This window comes from Aeromonas sp. R5-4 (assembly GCF_040908215.1).
GTDB lineage: Bacteria > Pseudomonadota > Gammaproteobacteria > Enterobacterales > Aeromonadaceae > Aeromonas > Aeromonas veronii.
Map to the genome: position 1 here is coordinate 140,132 of NZ_JBFODG010000021.1, position 16,332 is coordinate 156,463.

At 59.2% G+C, this 16,332-nt stretch carries 14 protein-coding genes and 1 other RNA gene; 7 read left to right on the plus strand and 8 right to left on the minus strand.

Annotated features, from left to right (window positions below; all coding sequences use genetic code 11):
- Positions 1 to 258: 258 nt before the first annotated feature.
- Positions 259 to 618: a transfer-messenger RNA gene (ssrA, locus tag AB5Y83_RS10315) on the minus strand.
- 166 nt (positions 619 to 784) lie between these two features.
- The gene (gene smpB, locus AB5Y83_RS10320; protein ID WP_005334498.1) at positions 785 to 1,273 is read right to left on the minus strand and encodes an SsrA-binding protein SmpB; all 489 of its coding nucleotides are present in this window, start codon (positions 1,271 to 1,273) and stop codon (positions 785 to 787) included.
- Between the two features lie 169 nt (positions 1,274 to 1,442).
- On the opposite strand from smpB, the gene AB5Y83_RS10325 reads away from it, so the two are divergent.
- Together AB5Y83_RS10325 and AB5Y83_RS10330 are read left to right on the plus strand one after the other, a co-directional pair.
- Complete coding sequence (locus AB5Y83_RS10325; RefSeq protein ID WP_005334496.1) at positions 1,443 to 1,877, plus strand: SRPBCC family protein; 435 nt, start codon at positions 1,443 to 1,445, stop codon at positions 1,875 to 1,877.
- Entirely contained in the window at positions 1,870 to 2,217 is a 348-nt protein-coding gene (locus AB5Y83_RS10330; RefSeq protein WP_040065214.1) for an RnfH family protein, read from the plus strand. Before AB5Y83_RS10325 ends, AB5Y83_RS10330 begins: the two co-directional genes overlap by 8 nt.
- 81 nt (positions 2,218 to 2,298) lie before the next feature.
- Here AB5Y83_RS10330 and AB5Y83_RS10335 read toward each other — a convergent pair whose 3' ends face one another.
- Together AB5Y83_RS10335 and fadE are read right to left on the minus strand one after the other, a co-directional pair.
- Positions 2,299 to 3,573: an amidohydrolase gene (locus tag AB5Y83_RS10335; protein WP_368175118.1), complete on the minus strand. Its 1,275-nt coding sequence runs from the start codon at positions 3,571 to 3,573 to the stop codon at positions 2,299 to 2,301.
- Between the two features lie 179 nt (positions 3,574 to 3,752).
- Positions 3,753 to 6,209, minus strand: a complete 2,457-nt coding sequence (gene fadE / locus AB5Y83_RS10340; RefSeq protein WP_368175119.1) for an acyl-CoA dehydrogenase FadE — start codon at positions 6,207 to 6,209, stop codon at positions 3,753 to 3,755.
- Between the two features lie 256 nt (positions 6,210 to 6,465).
- Here fadE and lpcA point away from each other — a divergent pair, with 256 nt between their 5' ends.
- The 3 genes from lpcA (at position 6,466) to AB5Y83_RS10355 (ending at position 8,645) form a co-directional block, all read left to right on the plus strand.
- A complete protein-coding gene (gene lpcA, locus AB5Y83_RS10345; RefSeq protein WP_005334485.1) occupies positions 6,466 to 7,044 on the plus strand; it encodes a D-sedoheptulose 7-phosphate isomerase in 579 nt (192 codons plus the stop codon).
- A 164-nt stretch (positions 7,045 to 7,208) separates the two neighbouring features.
- Complete coding sequence (locus AB5Y83_RS10350; RefSeq protein WP_236562085.1) at positions 7,209 to 8,018, plus strand: class II glutamine amidotransferase; 810 nt, start codon at positions 7,209 to 7,211, stop codon at positions 8,016 to 8,018.
- Positions 8,019 to 8,309: 291 nt separating this feature from the next.
- The gene (locus AB5Y83_RS10355) at positions 8,310 to 8,645 is read left to right on the plus strand and encodes an Hpt domain-containing protein (RefSeq protein WP_005353511.1); all 336 of its coding nucleotides are present in this window, start codon (positions 8,310 to 8,312) and stop codon (positions 8,643 to 8,645) included.
- A 39-nt stretch (positions 8,646 to 8,684) separates the two neighbouring features.
- Here the strand turns inward: AB5Y83_RS10355 and yvcK are convergent, their stop codons facing one another.
- The gene (gene yvcK / locus AB5Y83_RS10360) at positions 8,685 to 9,599 is read right to left on the minus strand and encodes a uridine diphosphate-N-acetylglucosamine-binding protein YvcK (protein WP_368175120.1); all 915 of its coding nucleotides are present in this window, start codon (positions 9,597 to 9,599) and stop codon (positions 8,685 to 8,687) included.
- A gap of 113 nt (positions 9,600 to 9,712) precedes the next feature.
- On the opposite strand from yvcK, the gene AB5Y83_RS10365 reads away from it, so the two are divergent.
- Positions 9,713 to 10,897 carry an FIST signal transduction protein gene (locus AB5Y83_RS10365; protein WP_368175121.1) on the plus strand — a complete coding sequence of 395 codons (1,185 nt, stop codon included), beginning with the start codon at positions 9,713 to 9,715 and terminating at the stop codon, positions 10,895 to 10,897.
- Positions 10,898 to 10,928: 31 nt separating this feature from the next.
- Positions 10,929 to 13,025, plus strand: coding sequence for an ATP-binding protein (locus tag AB5Y83_RS10370; RefSeq protein WP_368175122.1), 2,097 nt, complete (start codon positions 10,929 to 10,931; stop codon positions 13,023 to 13,025).
- Between the two features lie 248 nt (positions 13,026 to 13,273).
- On the opposite strand, the gene AB5Y83_RS10375 is transcribed toward AB5Y83_RS10370, so the two are convergent.
- The 3 genes from AB5Y83_RS10375 to narQ form a co-directional block, all read right to left on the minus strand.
- Positions 13,274 to 13,849 (minus strand): LON peptidase substrate-binding domain-containing protein, encoded by a 576-nt coding sequence (locus tag AB5Y83_RS10375; protein WP_005334473.1) that lies wholly within the window; start codon positions 13,847 to 13,849, stop codon positions 13,274 to 13,276.
- Between the two features lie 103 nt (positions 13,850 to 13,952).
- On the minus strand, positions 13,953 to 14,591 hold the full coding sequence (narL, locus tag AB5Y83_RS10380) for a two-component system response regulator NarL (protein ID WP_005334471.1): 639 nt from the start codon (positions 14,589 to 14,591) through the stop codon (positions 13,953 to 13,955).
- Positions 14,591 to 16,303, minus strand: coding sequence for a nitrate/nitrite two-component system sensor histidine kinase NarQ (narQ, locus tag AB5Y83_RS10385; protein WP_005334468.1), 1,713 nt, complete (start codon positions 16,301 to 16,303; stop codon positions 14,591 to 14,593). Before narQ ends, narL begins: the two co-directional genes overlap by 1 nt.
- Positions 16,304 to 16,332: the final 29 nt, after the last annotated feature.

Sequence of the window (16,332 nt, forward strand, 5' to 3'; positions counted from 1 at the left end):
TGCATTAAAATGCAGCGGCCAACTTCAATTTACTCAATATTGGGCCACGACATGCCACTGTGCGGCTGTGAGTCCGGCTAGTACCGGGATGGCAACCTGATGATAAAGCCTGCGCGGTGATGCGCCTGATTTTTTTTGCCAAAGGCCAGTTCAAGGGGGATATTGGAAAAAAATCCAACCAGTTTGATATCGGTAAACAACATGGACATGGACAAATAAAAAGGGCCACCTCTTGCGAGGTGGCCCTTTCCAAACGTTTGGTGGAGCTGGGGGGATTTGAACCCCCGTCCAAAATTACTACATCCTTGGCACTACATGCTTAGTCACTCTTTACATTCGCCAACCCGCTGCGGAGAGACACGCCACGAATTGACTAGCTCGATTGGTTTTAATGCTTCCGCCCCGAGCAGGACTTCCACACGATCCTGTGAAGGATGACCTTCCGATTCCCTAGGACACAGGCAAGCTAGGGTAGAAGGGCTCTATGCAGGTTATTAAGCTGCTAGTGCGTAGTTTTCGTCGTTTGCGACTATTTTTTTGCGGTTTATTAACGAGGCCTACCGCACCTCGGCATGCACCTTGGGTTTCGTGAATCTTGTCGAATCCAGAATCAGCCCCAAGTTGTTAATTGCGATTGTACGCAAAAATGCTGTCATAGCAAGGCGTTGATACCCATTCCCTCTGACAGCCAGTCTGTTTGCCGATTTATTGTACGCAGCTGAGCCTGAAGAGCCAGCTGCGCCGGGGGAAGGTGAACCGGCGTTCTGATGCTGCCAGTCGCAGGTTAGCCGCGATGCTTGTTCTTCATGATGCGGGCTTTTTCCCGATCCCATTCGCGGGCCTTGGTATCTTCGCGCTTGTCGTGCTCTTTCTTGCCCTTCACCAGGCCGATCTCGACCTTGACCCAGCACTGTTTCCAGTAGAGGGCGAGAGGAACTATGGTGTAGCCCTGACGGGCGATCAGGCTTTCGAGCTTGTCGAGTTCACGACGGCTCAGCAGCAGTTTGCGGGTGCGGGTCGGGTCACATACCACATGGCTGGAGGCCGCTTGCAGTGGCAGGAAGCTGGAGCCGAACAGATAGGCCTCGCCATCGCGGAAGATGACATAGGCTTCGCTGATGTTGGCCTTGCCCGCCCGCAGGGATTTGACTTCCCACCCTTGCAGGGACAGACCCGCTTCGATCTTCTCTTCGATGAAGTATTCGTGGCGCGCGGTTCTGTTGAGTGCAATGGTGCTGGACCCGGCTTTGTTTTTACTGTTTTTTTTGCTCATGACGGGCGATTTCCGGCAATGACTAGGAGGCTCGTATTATACGTAGGCAGGGGCGGCTGTAAAACGCGCAGCAGGTCAAGTGGTGGCTTTCTGAGCGGTTTGGCTGAGGTTTTACCTCCACAACCCCAAACATGGTGATAAAATCGCGCCGATTGGATGAGGAAAAGCCATGCCCCGAATTACGCGCAGTGCCCTGGTGATGTTCAGTGCAGAACAGATGTTCAAGTTGGTTAACGATGTGGATGCCTATCCGCAGTTTTTGCCCGGCTGTGTTGGCAGCCGTGTCCACGAGGCGGGCGATGACTACATGATGGCGTCGGTCGATGTGGCCAAGGCGGGGATTGCCAAGACCTTTACCACCCGCAATCAGCTGGATGTGAACCGTCAGATCAGGATGGAGCTGGTGGATGGCCCGTTCCGCAAGCTGGCGGGCTGGTGGACCTTTACCCCGCTCGATGTCGACGCCTGCAAGGTGGAGTTTGATCTCGATTTCGAGTTTACCTCCAAGCTCATCGAGGTGGCCTTTGGTCAGGTATTCCGCGATCTGGTGAGCTCCATGGTCTCCGCCTTCTCCAACCGGGCGAAGGAGGTCTACGGTGTCTGACCAGCTCAATATCGAGGTTGTCTATGCCTTGCCGCAGCAGCAGACGGTGATTGCCCTGCGGGTGGCGCCCGAGACCTGCGTGCAGGCGGCCATCGAGCAGTCCGGCATCGTACAAAAACACCCCGAGATCGATCTGGCGGTCAACAAGTTCGGTATCTACAGCCGCCCGGTGAAAGGGAGCGAGCCGCTGCACGACGGCGATCGTATCGAGATCTACCGCCCGCTCATCGCCGATCCCCGCGAGATGCGCAAAAAGCGGGCCGAGAAGGCCAAAGAGGAGGGGAGAGCCGATAGCGTGACCGGTGGTCGCCCCGATGTACATCGCAAGCTCCGCGAGTAGTGCTCAGGTCTTTCTTGCAGAAAAAAGGCGCCGAGGCGCCTTTTTTTGATCCCGTTAGCCGGTGAGCTGGCCGAAGGGATATCAAGAGAGGGCTGCTTCTATCACACCCAGCCGGGCGCGGGCCCAGGCGGCCAGTAGCTCTACCCCGCTTTGCATCACCCGCTCATCGAAATCGAATTCGTTGTGATGGTGCGGCGCCGCCAGATCGGCCCCCAGGATGAGGTAAGCCGCTTCGCCCCCCTGCTTTTGCACCCGCTCCATCAGAAAACCGGCATCTTCGCTGGCGCCAAAGCGGCGAGTCTGGATGGTAGCGAGCCCCTGTTTGCGGGCCAGCGCCGCCAGCTCGGCCTGCAGTGCCGGGCTGTTGTCGAGGGCAATGGCCTCGCCCTGCTTGATGATGCGGTAGGTGACGCCGTGGGCGAGGGCAGTACCTTCGACGATGCGCTGTACCTGACTGAACATGTAGTCGTTGAGCGCGCTGTCGGCGCCGCGGGTCTCACCGCGCAGCTCGGCATGATCGGGGATGACGTTGCGGCCGCTGCCAGCGTGAAGCTGGCCGACGTTGATGCGGGTCATGCCGTCGCGGTGGCGGGGAATGCCGAGCATAGCGGTGGTGGCCATGCAGGCGGCTGCCAGAGCATTGCTGCCGGCATTGGGTTCGAGCCCCGCGTGGGCGGCGGTGCCCATAAAGTGGACGTCGAACTTGGTGGAGCAGAGAAACTCGGTGGGGTTGATCACCAGCTCGCCGCTGCCAGCGTGAATGCCGATATGGAGCGAGAGCAGGGCATCCACGTCATCGAGTGCACCACCGGCAGCCAGCGCCTTGCCACCGCGACACCCCTCTTCGGCGGGTTGGAAGAAGAGCTTGATGCGACCGCACAGCTGCTCTTTCATCGCCATCAGGCTGCTGGCCAGCCCCATGCCGATGGCGGTATGGCCATCGTGAGCGCAGGCGTGCATCCACCCCTTGTTGTGGGAGGCAAAACCCTCCTGCTGCGGTTGGTGTTGTTCAGCGTCGGACTCTTCCACCTCCACCGCGTCGATATCGAAGCGAAAGGCCAGAGTCGGGCCAGGGCGGCCGGTATCCAGCTCTCCCATCAGCCCGGTCACGTCGCCAATGCGCTCCAGCCAGTCGGGATGGGCACCCTGACGGCGGGCGCGGGCTTTCTCGGCGGCCACATCGACATCGCGCCCCATCATCAGATTGCTGGCCAGCAGCTTGTCGCCAAGCACGATGTGATAGCCGAGTTCATTCAGATGGTGGGCAATCAGGCTGGTGGTGCGAAACTCTTTCCAGGCGGCTTCCGGCAGGCGGTGCAGGTCGCGGCGCCACAGGATCAGGTGCTCAAGGGTCATCTTGGCTTCCTTGGTGATTCGATTTGTCGGCTATTGTGCCTTTTTTCCCGGCTGACCACACGGGGCCCGCAGCTGGTCGGGGGAGCTGTGAGTGCAAGTGGTGGCTGTTCGGGCCGTGAATAGTGGTGAGCGCCCATAAAAAACGCCTCCACAAGGGAGGCGTTGTCGATAGCTGGTTATCAGGCCGCGTGATGGTAAGCGGAGGCTTCAAACAGCTTCTTGTTGGCCACCAGATCGATGGGGTCAAAATCATCGACGTTGATGGTGCGCAGGCGACTTACCTCGGCGCGGCGCAGCAGCTCCGCTTCGCTCTGGCTCAGCACGCCAGCCGCTAGACCGATGTCTGCCACCTTGTCCAGAGCCAGGAAGGGGCGCTTGATGCCGTCAGCCTTGCACACCTTGTCAAACAGCGGCTCGGCAGCCAGCACGTCATCGAGCGCCTGCTCCAGCAGACCGAAGGGGTTACCCTCTTCGCGGGTCAGGTACTGGCCCTTGGCCAGGCGGCTGCGGGTCTCACTCGGAGTTTGCAGCAGGCGGGCAACCTGGTTGTCCAGCTTGTCGCTCGGACGCTTCATGTCGCGACCCAGCGGCAGCACCACGGCGCGCAGGGCAAGGCCAATCCAGCGGTTCGGGAAGTTGCGCAGCAGCTCGTCGATCGCCTCTTGGGCCTTGAACAGGGCATCTTGCAGTGCCCAGTGCAGCAGCGGCAGGTCGGCCTGTTGGCGTCCCTCGTCCTGATAGCGCTTGAGGGCGCTGGAGGCCAGATAGAGCTGGCTCAGCACGTCGCCAAGGCGGGCGGAGACCCGCTCCTTGCGCTTGAGCTCACCACCCAGGGTGCCCATCGCCATGTCTGACAGGAAGGCCAGGTTGGCAGAGAGGCGGGAGAGCTTCTGGTAGTAACCTTTGGTCTGGTCGCCATAGGGTGCCGCGGCAAAACGGGCGCCGGTCACACCCAGCCAGAAGCTGCGTACCATGTTACTGATGGCAAAACCGACGTGACTGAATACCGCTTTGTCGAAGTCCTTGAGGGCTTGCTCCTGATCCGGGTGGCTGGCCGCCAGCATCTCCGGCAACACGTACGGATGGCAGCGGATGGCGCCCTGACCGTAGATGATCATGCTGCGAGTCAGGATGTTTGCACCTTCCACCGTAACGGCGATGGGGGCACCCTGATAGCCACGAGCCAGATAGTTGTTGGGGCCCATGCAGATGGCCTTGCCGCCGTGAATGTCCATGGCATCGATGATGCACTTCTGGGCGCGATCGGTAAGGTGGTATTTGACGATGGCGGAGATGACCGAGGGTTTCTCGCCAAGGTCGATGCCGGTCACGGTCAGGTTGGCTGCGGCGCCCATGATGTAGGCGTTGCCGCCGATGCGGGCCAGCGGCTCTTCAATCCCTTCCATTTTGCCGATGGGCAGCTTGAACTGGCGACGGATGCGGCTGTAGGCGCCGCTCGCCAGTGCCAGCATCTTGACGCCGCCAGTGCTGTTGGAGGGCAGGGTGATACCGCGTCCTACCGACAGACACTCGACCAGCATGCGCCAGCCCTGACCGGCCATGGCCGGGCCGCCGATGATGAAGTCGAGCGGGACGAACACATCCTTGCCCTGGGTCGGACCGTTCTGGAACGGCACGTTGAGCGGGAAGTGGCGACGACCGATGCCGACCCCCTTGATGTGAGTAGGGATCAGGGCGCAGGTGATGCCGAGCTCTTCCTCGTCCCCCAGCAGGTGCTCCGGGTCACGCAGTTTGAAGGCGAGACCCAGGACGGTCGCGATGGGGGCGAGGGTGATGTAGCGCTTGTTCCAGGTGAGGCGCATACCGAGCACCTCTTTACCTTCCCACTCGCCCTTGCAGACGATACCGAAGTCGGGGATGGAGCCGGCGTCAGAACCCGCCTCCGGGCTGGTCAGGGCGAAGCAGGGGATCTCTTTGCCGACTGCCAGGCGGGGCAGGTAGTAATCCTTCTGCTCGTCGGTACCATAGTGCTGCAGCAGTTCGCCCGGGCCAAGCGAGTTGGGCACGCCGACGGTGGAGGCGAGCACGGCGCTGGCGCCGCACAGCTTTTGCAGGACGCAGGACTGGGCGTAGGCCGAGAATTCGAGGCCGCCATATTTCTTCTTGATGATCATGGCGAAGAACTTGTTGTCCTTCAGGTATTGCCACACCTCGGGGGAGAGATCCGCACGCTCGTGGGTCACTTCCCAGTCGCTGACCATGCGGCAGACGGTTTCCACCGGGCCGTCGAGGAAGGCCTGCTCTTCGGCAGAGAGGGTCGCGACCGGAATGGCGTGCAGTTTTTTCCAGTTCGGGTTGCCTGCGAACAGATCGGCTTCCCACCAGGTAGTACCCGCTTCAATCGCCTCTTTCTCGGTGCGAGACATCTCCGGCATGATCGATTTGTAGAGTTTGAACAGCGGCTTGGTTATTTGATTGCGGCGAAATTCCACCAGATTGAGCGGGATGGCGATCACCGCGAACAGCGCCCATACCAGCAAGGGCACATGACCATAGATGGCGCCAAGCACCAGGGCGGCGCCGGTGACCAGGGTGGAGATGAACAGGGATGCCCGGCGATAGGCTAGGGCTCCGATAACCAGGATCACCCCGAGCAGAGTGAGGGTCGTCGTCATTGCTTGCTCCTTGCGTGTATAAATGTGCCAACGTGGTGTAACTGATCCAGAGGTCTGACCTGTTGGATATGGCCCCTGTTGTAATTCATACGCACAAAGTTATCAAGCTGTTTACATCTTCATTACCTTCTCTCTGTGATCCCCATAACGCTCACGTGCCGCCAGCGCTGTGGCTCGCAGGGGGGCGACTGTGCGATTCGCTTGTGCGAGAATAGTCGGGATCTACACGCACACTAAAAACAGTGGAAGAGACATCATGTACCAAGAATTGATCCGCAATGAACTGACCGAAGCTGCCAGCGTGCTGCAGGCCTTCCTGGCTGATGAGCAGAACCTGAAAAACATCGAAGCGGCCGCCAAACTGCTGGCCGACTCTTTCAAGGAAGAGGGCAAGGTGCTCTCCTGTGGCAACGGTGGCTCCCACTGTGACGCCATGCACTTCGCCGAAGAGCTGACCGGTCGTTACCGCGAGAACCGCCCGGGTTATGCCGGTATCGCCATCTCCGATCCGAGCCACCTCTCCTGCGTCTCCAACGACTTTGGCTATGACTATGTATTCTCCCGCTACGTAGAAGCGGTCGGCCGCCGTGGCGACGTGCTGCTTGGCATCTCCACCAGCGGCAACTCCGGCAATATCTTGAAAGCCATCGAGGCTGCCCGCGCCAAAGGGATGAAAGTGATCGCCCTGACCGGCAAGGATGGCGGCAAGATGGCGGGTCTGGCGGATGTCGAGATCCGGGTTCCGCACTTTGGCTATGCCGACCGTATTCAGGAAGTGCACATCAAGGTGATCCACATCCTGATCCAGCTGGTCGAAAAAGAGATGGCCAAGTAATCAGGCCATAACTACCAGATAAGGGCATCACCGGTAGCATGGTTTGCCATCGGCCGGTTGTTGCCAGTCACAGGGGAAGGGATTGCGCCTTCCCCTGCTGTCTGTCGAACCAGTGTGCTGGTCGAACATGACACAAGCCAAATCATGAAAGGAGTCTGCCGGATATGTGCGAACTGCTCGGCATGAGTGCCAATGTGCCGACCGATATCTGCTTCAGCTTTACCGGGTTGATGCTGCGCGGCGGCAAGACAGGGCCCCACAAGGATGGCTGGGGGATCACCTTCTACGAGGGGAAGGGCTTTCGCACCTTCAAGGATCCCGAGCCCAGTGCCCAATCTCCCATCGCCAGACTGGTACAGGCGCTGCCCATCAAGAGCTGCGCCGTGGTCAGCCACATTCGGCAGGCCAACCGTGGCTGCGTGTCGCTGGAAAATACCCACCCCTTTACCCGTGAGCTGTGGGGCCGTTACTGGACCTTCGCTCACAACGGTCAGCTGACCGGTTACAAGAAGCTGCCAACCGGTCGCCACCGTCCGGTAGGGGATACCGACAGCGAGCACGCCTTCTGCTGGCTGCTCGACCGGCTGGAGCAAAAATATCCCAAGCGTCCGGCCAACTTTCCCGCCATGTTTCGCTATCTAGCCACCTTGTGTGACGAGCTTAGAGCGTTCGGGGTATTCAACATGCTGCTCTCGGACGGGGAGTATGTGATGAGCTACTGCACCAACAACCTGCACTGGCTGACCCGTTGTGCGCCATTTGGCGAGGCGAGCCTGCTGGATGAGGAGGTGGTGATCGACTTTCAAAGGGAGACCACCCCCAACGATGTGGTGACCCTGATCACCACCCGTCCGCTGACCGGCAATGAGAATTGGGTCAAAATGGCGCCCGGCGAATTCAATCTGTTTCGCATGGGGGAGCGGGTGGCGACCAACCAGGTCGCGCTTGAGCAAGATAAAAAAATACCAGGGTAGATACCTACCCTGGTTCTTCGCAGCAGCCATAAAAGGCAAAAGGGATGAGAGGTGTTGCTGAGCATCATCACTCTGACGGCATTGAGTGTTGATCAATTGTTAATTTTTGGCAATCAAGTTGTTGTCTTGACGTGCATTTCAGCATCGCTATTTCGATACTGATCACATTTTTTGCCACTTTATTCCCTGAGCCATCCAATCGGGTGCTTCATCACTGCCTGGCCGTGAGCCACGACATCGAAAACTATCTATAGTATGGTCTGTTTGAATACCGTTCAGGAGGAGCCTCGCATGGAGTGGGTGGATCGCAAGGTGTTGCAGCAGCTGGCAGAGGATATCGGTCCGGATATGCTGCCCGTGGTCATCGCAGTCTTTATTGAAGAGGTGGGCGAGCAGCTGAGTCAGCTCAGGCCCCTCTATGAGCAGGGGGAGTGGGAGGCGCTGGCTCGGGTGGCGCACAGCATGAAATCATCCTGTGGCAGCTACGGCGCCATGCCGAGCTATCAGCAGGTGATGGCGCTGGAGATGGCCAGCAAGCAGGCCGATGTGGCCGAGGCAGAGCGCCAATTGCAACTGCTGGAGGCCTCCTTGCCCCAAGTGCTCGCGTTTCTTGCCGATTATCAGTAACGGCGCCATGCAGGGATGCCGGGGCGCCGTGACCGTTGCCTAACGCTGGTTGAGCAGTTGCTGGATGATCCGGTCCAGCGCCAGTTTCAGCTTCAACCGATCGTGCCGATGGGGCAGCTCAAGCTCGCCCAGCTCGGCTTCGATCACTCGCCCTTGCCAGTCCCCCGCATCACCCGCGCCTTGTGGGGCCAGGATAGCATCCAGTCGACCCTGACCGACCCGGGATTCCAGCCAGCGACACTGACTCATCAGATCCAGCTGACTGGCAGGGCCGTTTTCCGCCACCAGATTGCAGACGAAAACCAGCATGGCGCTGCTCTCGTTGATGGCCTGGGCGATCTCGGCCAGCAGCAGTGGCGGCATGATGGAGGTGAGAAAACTGCCCGGCCCCAGAATGATCATGTCCGCCTGCTGCAGTGCCAGCACAGCTTCCCGGGTCGCTTTCACCTCCGGCATCAGGCCGAGGGAGAGGGGGGGGGTTGCCAGTTGATCGATAGATACCTCTCCCAGGATCTGGGTGCCACACTCCATATGGGCGCAGAGATCGGTGGGAAATTCAGACATGGGTAGCAATTGTGACTCGATTTTGAGCATGTCACTGATCAGCTTGATAGCATCAAGAGGACGGACACAGAGATTATCGAGCGCCAGCAGCATCAGGTTGCCAAGGTTGTGGCCCGCCAGCTCGCCTTTGCCGGCGAAGCGGTACTCGAACAACAGGCTGCCGATACTGGGATCGGTCACCAGCTGGTTCAGGCAGTTGCGCAGATCGCCCCAGGCGATGCACTCCTGACTCTTGCGCAGGCGTCCGGTCGAGCCGCCATCATCTGTGGTGGTGACGATACCGGTGAGCCGTTGACCGAGAAACGAGAGGGATGAAAGCACTCGTCCCATGCCATGGCCACCACCGATGGCAACGACCCGATCGAAGTCATTGATGTTTTTTTGCCACATATGGGCGTCCTGTCATTGGTCTCAGTTGACCGCTATGTTAGCAAGTGAAGCGAGATAATTGTTTGATAAAGGTATGATTTTTGCTTGAGGCTGCCATTCGATAAAACAAGGAGATGGTGTTGAAATTTCTGACCGTTCACTCCCTCGCCCAGAATTCATCGCTGGCGGCCCAAGATATCTGCGCGCAGCTGCGCCACCATGCCGATCAGGCCCCCTCCCTGCTGTTACTCTATTTTACCCAAGCCCATGAGGGGGCGATACTGCGCGACGCGCTAAAACGCCAGTTCCCGACGACCCGCCTGCTTGGGTGCAGCTCTTGCGGTGGAGTCATGACCGAGATGGGACACCACGCCCGAGACGGATATGGGCTGGCCGTTGCTGCCCTGTACGATAAGAAAGGGGCATTCGGGGTAGCCGGTGCCAGCGGTGACGGGGTGGATGTGCGGCAGTTGCTGCGCCGAGCCATGAGCGACTGTGGTCGGCCGGGCGAGCTGCCCCAGTTGATCCTGTTTCATGCTAGTCCCGGCAAGGAAGAGGGGCTGCTGGCCGGTATCGAGGCAGAACTCGGTGCCTCGGTGCCGGTGGTCGGTGGATCCGCGGCTGATAGCAGCGTCAGCGGTGACTGGCAGCTCTGCTGGGATGAGGCGGTGGCTCAGGATGGCATCGGTCTGGCGGTGCTCTATCCCGATTGCCAGCTGGCCTTTCAGTTTCATTCGGGCTACGTGCCTGCCGAATTCAGCGGCGAGATCACCACCTGCAACGGGCGGGAGGTACTCACCATCGATCATCAGCCTGCCGCCGAGGTCTATGCCCGCTGGTGCGGGCGCGAGCAGCCCTGGCCGGTAGGGGCGATTTTGCGCGAGACCACGCTCACCCCGCTGGCTCGTCAGGTGGGAGCGCTGGATGGCATTCCTTACTACAAACTCTCCCATCCCGAAGCGGTGACCGAACAGGGCGGGCTGCGGCTTTTTACCGATGTGGTGCAAGGGGAGCGTCTGCTGTTGATGTACAGCAGTCAGGAAGGGTTGTTGCAGCGCAGCCTCAATGCCATGCGTATCGAGCCAGGGTATGGGGTCGATGTGGAATTGCAGCCTATCGGCGCGCTCATTATCTTTTGTGCTGGTTGCCGTTTGGCGCTAGGTGATATGTTGTGCCAATTTGTCGAGCAGAGCCAGGCTCGCCTCGGCAAGATCCCTTTTATCACCCCCTTTACCTTCGGCGAGCAGGGGCGGCTGCCCAATGGCGAGCTGGCCCACGGTAACCTGATGGTATCAAGCGTGATTTTCCTGACCCGTTGAGTCGGCAGAACATAACAGAGCAGGCAACAAGATGATTGGCAACAGTGAACTGGAAGCCCTCGGCGACAAATTGCAGACCACGCTGGTCGACCTTATGCGTTGCCGCGAGCGCGAGGCCAAGTATCGTCACGAGTCCCAGACTCTGCTGGGGGGGGTTGCTACCCTCGCCGATGCCAAGACGCTGGAGCAGGTGCTGGAGAGCCTTATCCAGGTGCTCAAACCCTTTATCGGCTTTGAGCACGCGGATGTAGTGGCCTGGGAAGGGGAGCAGGGGAGTACCCACCTCAGTACCGAGCCGATGCTATCAGCCCGCAGCTGGCGCATGACCCCGGCATTTGCCCGCGCCATCTCGGGTGAAACCTTGGTGATTTACGATCCCGCCCAGCTGCCTGAGCTTGCGCCGCTGGCGAGTGAGCCGGGCTGGGCCAGCGTGATGCTGACCGGGCTGCAGGCCCCCGGTTTTACCGCCACCCTCATCTGCCGCCACGCTCGGGCGGGCACCTTCGATCTTACCAGCAAGGCCGCCATGGAGCGTTGCCGTCCGCTTATCGCCCAGGCGCTGGTCAACATCACCTATCGGGCCCGCTTGCAGGAGCAAGTCGCGGTAAAAACCGAGGCGCTGCAGGCCAGCGAACGCCGTTTTCGCAGCTTCGCCGCCATGGCCTCTGACTGGTTCTGGGAGACAGATGCCGAGCATCGCCTCAGTTATGCCTCAGAGCCGGGTTATCTGGATGAGATGACCCCGCAGGCGACCCGGCCGACCCTCTATGACTACGTCTGCAACAAGCAGAGCTGCGATGCCCAGAAATACCTGCAGCTTTTGGCGCTGCGCCAGCCGGTGCGAGGGGTGCGGATGCAGGTTGCGCTGCAACACGGCCCCTGCTGGATGGAGGTGAGCGCTGAGCCCTGCTTTGACCATGATGGCCTGTTTATCGGTTATCGCGGCACTGCCCGGGATATCAGCAACCAGATCCGCCGGGAAGAGGAGCTGGCGAGGGCACGGGATGAGGCCGAAGCGGCCAACCGTGCCAAGTCCCAGTTTCTGGCGATGATGACCCACGAGATCCGCTCGCCCATGAATGCGGTGTTGGGGATGCTCGATCTGGTGCAGCATGCCGAGCTGGCGCCGGAGCAACAGAGCCTGCTGCGCCATGCCACCCATTCGGCCAGGTTGCTGCAAACCATCATCGACGACGTACTCGATTTTTCGAAAATCGAGTCGCAAACCCTGGTGTTTCACTGCGAGACCCTGCAGCCCGTCCAGCTTTGCCAATCTCTGGTCGAGCCGCTGCAAGCTCGCGCGACCGCCAAGGGGATCGCGCTGGTTTATCGGGTCGATGAGTCTGTGCCCCGGGAGTTGCAGGGGGATCCGATGCGTCTGTCGCAGGTGATGGGCAATCTGCTGGACAACGCCCTCAAATTTACCGAACAGGGGCAGGTGACACTGCACCTGGGTTGGCAGGATGAGAAGCTGCTGATCTCGGTCTCCGACACCGGGATCGGGATCGCCGATGCGGATCAGGCGCTGCTGTTTGAACCCTTCTCCCAGGTCGACAACTCGGCCACCCGGCGTTTTTCCGGTACCGGCCTCGGTCTTGCCATCAGCAAGCGTCTGGTGACGCTTATGGGAGGTGAGATCCACCTGAAGAGCGAGTCGGGCAAGGGAAGCTGTTTCTGGTTCGAACTGCCTGGCATGGCGTTGCCTTGCCATAGCCAGCCGCAGCGGGAGGAGGGGGCTTCGGCACTGTTGCCACTGGATGTGCTGGTGGTGGAGGACAGCCCGGTGAACCAGTTGGTGGTGTCGCTGATGCTGCAAAAACTGGTGGGCAAGGTACGGCTGGCAGCCAATGGTCTGGAGGCGCTGGCGCAGGTGGATGAGCAGCTCCCGGATCTGATCCTGATGGATATGCGGATGCCCCTGATGGACGGGCTGGAAGCGACCCGACGCTTGCGGGAGTTGGGATGCACCATGCCAATCGTTGCCCTGACGGCCAATGCGATGGCGGAGGACAAGGCGTGCTGTCTGGCGCAGGGAATGGATGACTTTCTTGCCAAGCCCATCACCTTGTCACGGCTGAGAGAGTGTTTGCAGCGTCACTTTGGTCAGCGGTTGCCGACGCGCGGATAAAAAAAATGGTCAACTTTGTGGGTTGACCAGTTCTTCAGCAAATACTGAAGAGAGCACGGGATAAATCGGGTTGTATCAATCTATATGAAAAATCTGTGCCAACTTTTTTAGACTCTTTTGTGTTCAATTTTGGCCGTTTAGCGCAGCAGCTCTCTCTTGTTATGGCATTCTGCGTTCCAACTCACTCGCAAAATGCGAATTTCACATTTTCATTGTTGGAATAATTGCATTTTGCAACGCTGTTTTTGTCATTGTGAAATCAGGCGATGCAGGAATTTACGGGCCGCTTCGCTGTTTTGTTTGGCAATCAGCATCTGCTTTTCATAAATCGGCATCGGCAATATCTCGAGCCAGCGTTGGCAGAGCCAGGCGGCATCTTCAAAGCGCTTGTCCGGATAGAGCTCATCAAGCTCCGGATACTGCTCGAACACTTCCCGCAGGCGATTGACCAGCAGCTTGTCGTTGAAATCTGAGTGGGTGCTCGGCCAGTTGGGCAGCATCTCCACCTTGGCCCGGCGCAGGCCCATCTCGTCTGTTTCCATCTCGTGGATGCAGAAGCGCTCCAGTCCCAGCACCGTCACCCCCAGCAGGCCATCATTAAGGGTGTAGAAGTCAGTCACCTTGACCCGGGTGCCCACCGGCAGAATGCGGCCGGATTGTCCCGAGGTGGTCGACTCTTCCATCACGATGCCAAAGCCCTGATCGTTAATGAAGGACTCCTTGAGCATCTGCAGGTGGCGTGGCTCGAACAGACGCAGAGGAAGCTTGCCGCCCGGCAGTATGTGGGAAGGCAAGGGGAACAGTGCCAAAGGTTGTAGTTTCATGTTCCATCCTCCATTGAGTAGTTGCTGAATATGACAATGCAGCGACTGTGCCAGAGAATGAAAAAAGCCACCGGAGGGTGGCTTTTCGGGAGGTTGAGGGCGCTTAGTTGCGCTGCTCCAGATACATGACAGCCGCTTCCACGCGGCTTTGCGCCTCGAGTTTCTTCAGCAGGCTCTTCACGTGAACCTTGACCGTTCCCTCGGAGATATGGAGTACCGAGGCGACCTGTTTGTTGGAGAGGCCTTTTGCAATTTCGCGCAGGATTTGCATTTCGCGACGCGTTAAGCTTTCCAGCTTCTGCTGCAGGTGATCCAGCTCGTAGATGTTTTCGAGATAGGGGCGCAGCGGCTCGCTCAGGATCTGTTTACCCGTCATCACGTCGGCCAGCTGGGCCAGCAGCAGATCAGGTTCGGTATCCTTGAGCAGATAGCCATCGGCACCGGCCTTAAGCAGGGCCACTACATCCTGACGGGCATCGGAGACGGTGAGGATCACCACCCGGGAGGTGATCTCTTCGGCCCGCAGCGCCTTGAGGGTATCGAGGCCGGAGAGCCCCTTCATATTGAGGTCGAGCAGGATCAGGTCCGGCTCGGACTCTTTGGCCAGCGCCACGGCATCTGTGCCGTTGGAGGCTTCACCGGTCACCTCCATGTTCTCTTCCAGAGCCAGCAACTGCACAATCCCTTTGCGCATGAGGGGATGGTCATCTACGACCAGAACTGTGTATTTCATCTCGTCCATCAGGCGTCTCTCGCTAGACTGGTGGGAAAGGTCAGATGCACGCAGGTGCCTTGTGGTTGCTGCTCGTTGATGGTCAGCAGACCGTGCAGTTTGCTGGCGCGCTCGTTCATGATGCTCAAACCGTAATGGTTGATCGCCGAGCTGGCGAGTCCGATCCCGACACCGTCATCTGAAATCTGAACCTCAATGTTACCACTGGCGAGGGTCTCACAGCTAACATCAATCACTTGCGCGTTGGCATGTTTGATGGCATTGAGCACTGCCTCACGGATCAACTGCAAAATGTGGATATGCTGGCCCGCCTCCAGGTCGTTGTCGGCCAGTCCGTAATGGAACCGGATTTCGGCCTGGGTCTGAGGCTGCAGTTGATCAAGCATGACGCGGATCGCTTCCCCCAGATTGGCATCGCCAATGGTGAGACGGAAGGTACCGAGCAGTTCGCGCAACTGGGTATAGGCATTGCTAAGCCCCTCGTCGATCTGCTGCATCGCCTCCTGCGCCTTGTCATGTTGCCCCTTGGCGTAAGAGCGCTTGAGCAGGGTGGACTGGATCTTGAGATAGGAGAGGGCCTGCGCCAGCGAGTCGTGCAGCTCCCGGGCGATGACGGCCCGCTCCTCCATCAGCAGCAATCGCTGCTGTTGCAGCAGGGTCTGGTCTTTGTGCAGCACCTGGGCCAGCAGCATGGTGAAGTTCTTGATCAACCGCTCATCGATGGGGTGCTGGCTGATGATGTCGAGGCGACCAAACTCCTGCTCATCCATCTGCAGATAGAAGCTGGCGACCGCATCGAGATCGCCGGGCCAGCCGGTGCGCCCAGAGATGTAGACCGGCATGGCGTTGTGCTCGAAGCGGGTCAGCCGGATGTGGTCGATATGCTGGTGGGCGGCAGCGCGGTCCAGCAGTTTGATGAGGGTACGGGTACTGAGCGGAGCTGCGTGTAGCTTCTGGGCGGTCGAGTAGAGAAACGAGAGGGTGTCGTTGGCTTGTTGCAGCTTGGCGGTTTTCTCTTCCACCTTGTTCTCCAGCTCCCGATAGAGTTTGCCCAGCTCATCGGCCATGGTGACGAAGGCGCGCGACAGCTCCCCCAGCTCGTTTTCGCCGTGGGCGGGCAGCTTAAGATCGAAATCCTGCCGCTGGATCTGGCGGGCACAGTAGACCAGCTGGTTGAGGGGGGCGACCACCTGCTGGCGGGTGAAGCGCACCGTGAACCAGGCGATGGTGATGATAGCCAGCAGGCCGAGCCCCTCTGCCAGTGCCAGCATCCTCACCTTGAATTCCACGTGGTACTGCATCTGATTGACGAAATTGTCGATGGCCGCCACAAACTGCTCGGTGTTATCGGTGTACCGTCTGGGGGTACGATCCTCGATGTGCTGGCGCATCACCTGCCACTGACCGAGCACCTCGCCATAGGTGCGACGCAAGGAGGCAGGAGTGATCCAGCGCTGGGTCTCCTGCAGCTCTTCGGCGTGCAGGGTCTCTTCAAACTGGGAGAGGCGCCCCAGCACGCTGTCGCCCCGCTCGATTTCGTAGGCCATCCGGTAGGCCTGCATCCGCAGCGAACCGGAGAGGTTGATCGCCTTGGCATCGGGTACCGAGTAGAAGAGGGTGACCATGGCGACCAGCGCGATCAGGCTGGCCATGAAGAGGATCAACACCATGGCGCGGCCAATGGCACTGCTGACCGAATGGACCCTGAACCGTTTTCCCATACTGATGCGCACCTCTGAATAGTGATAAG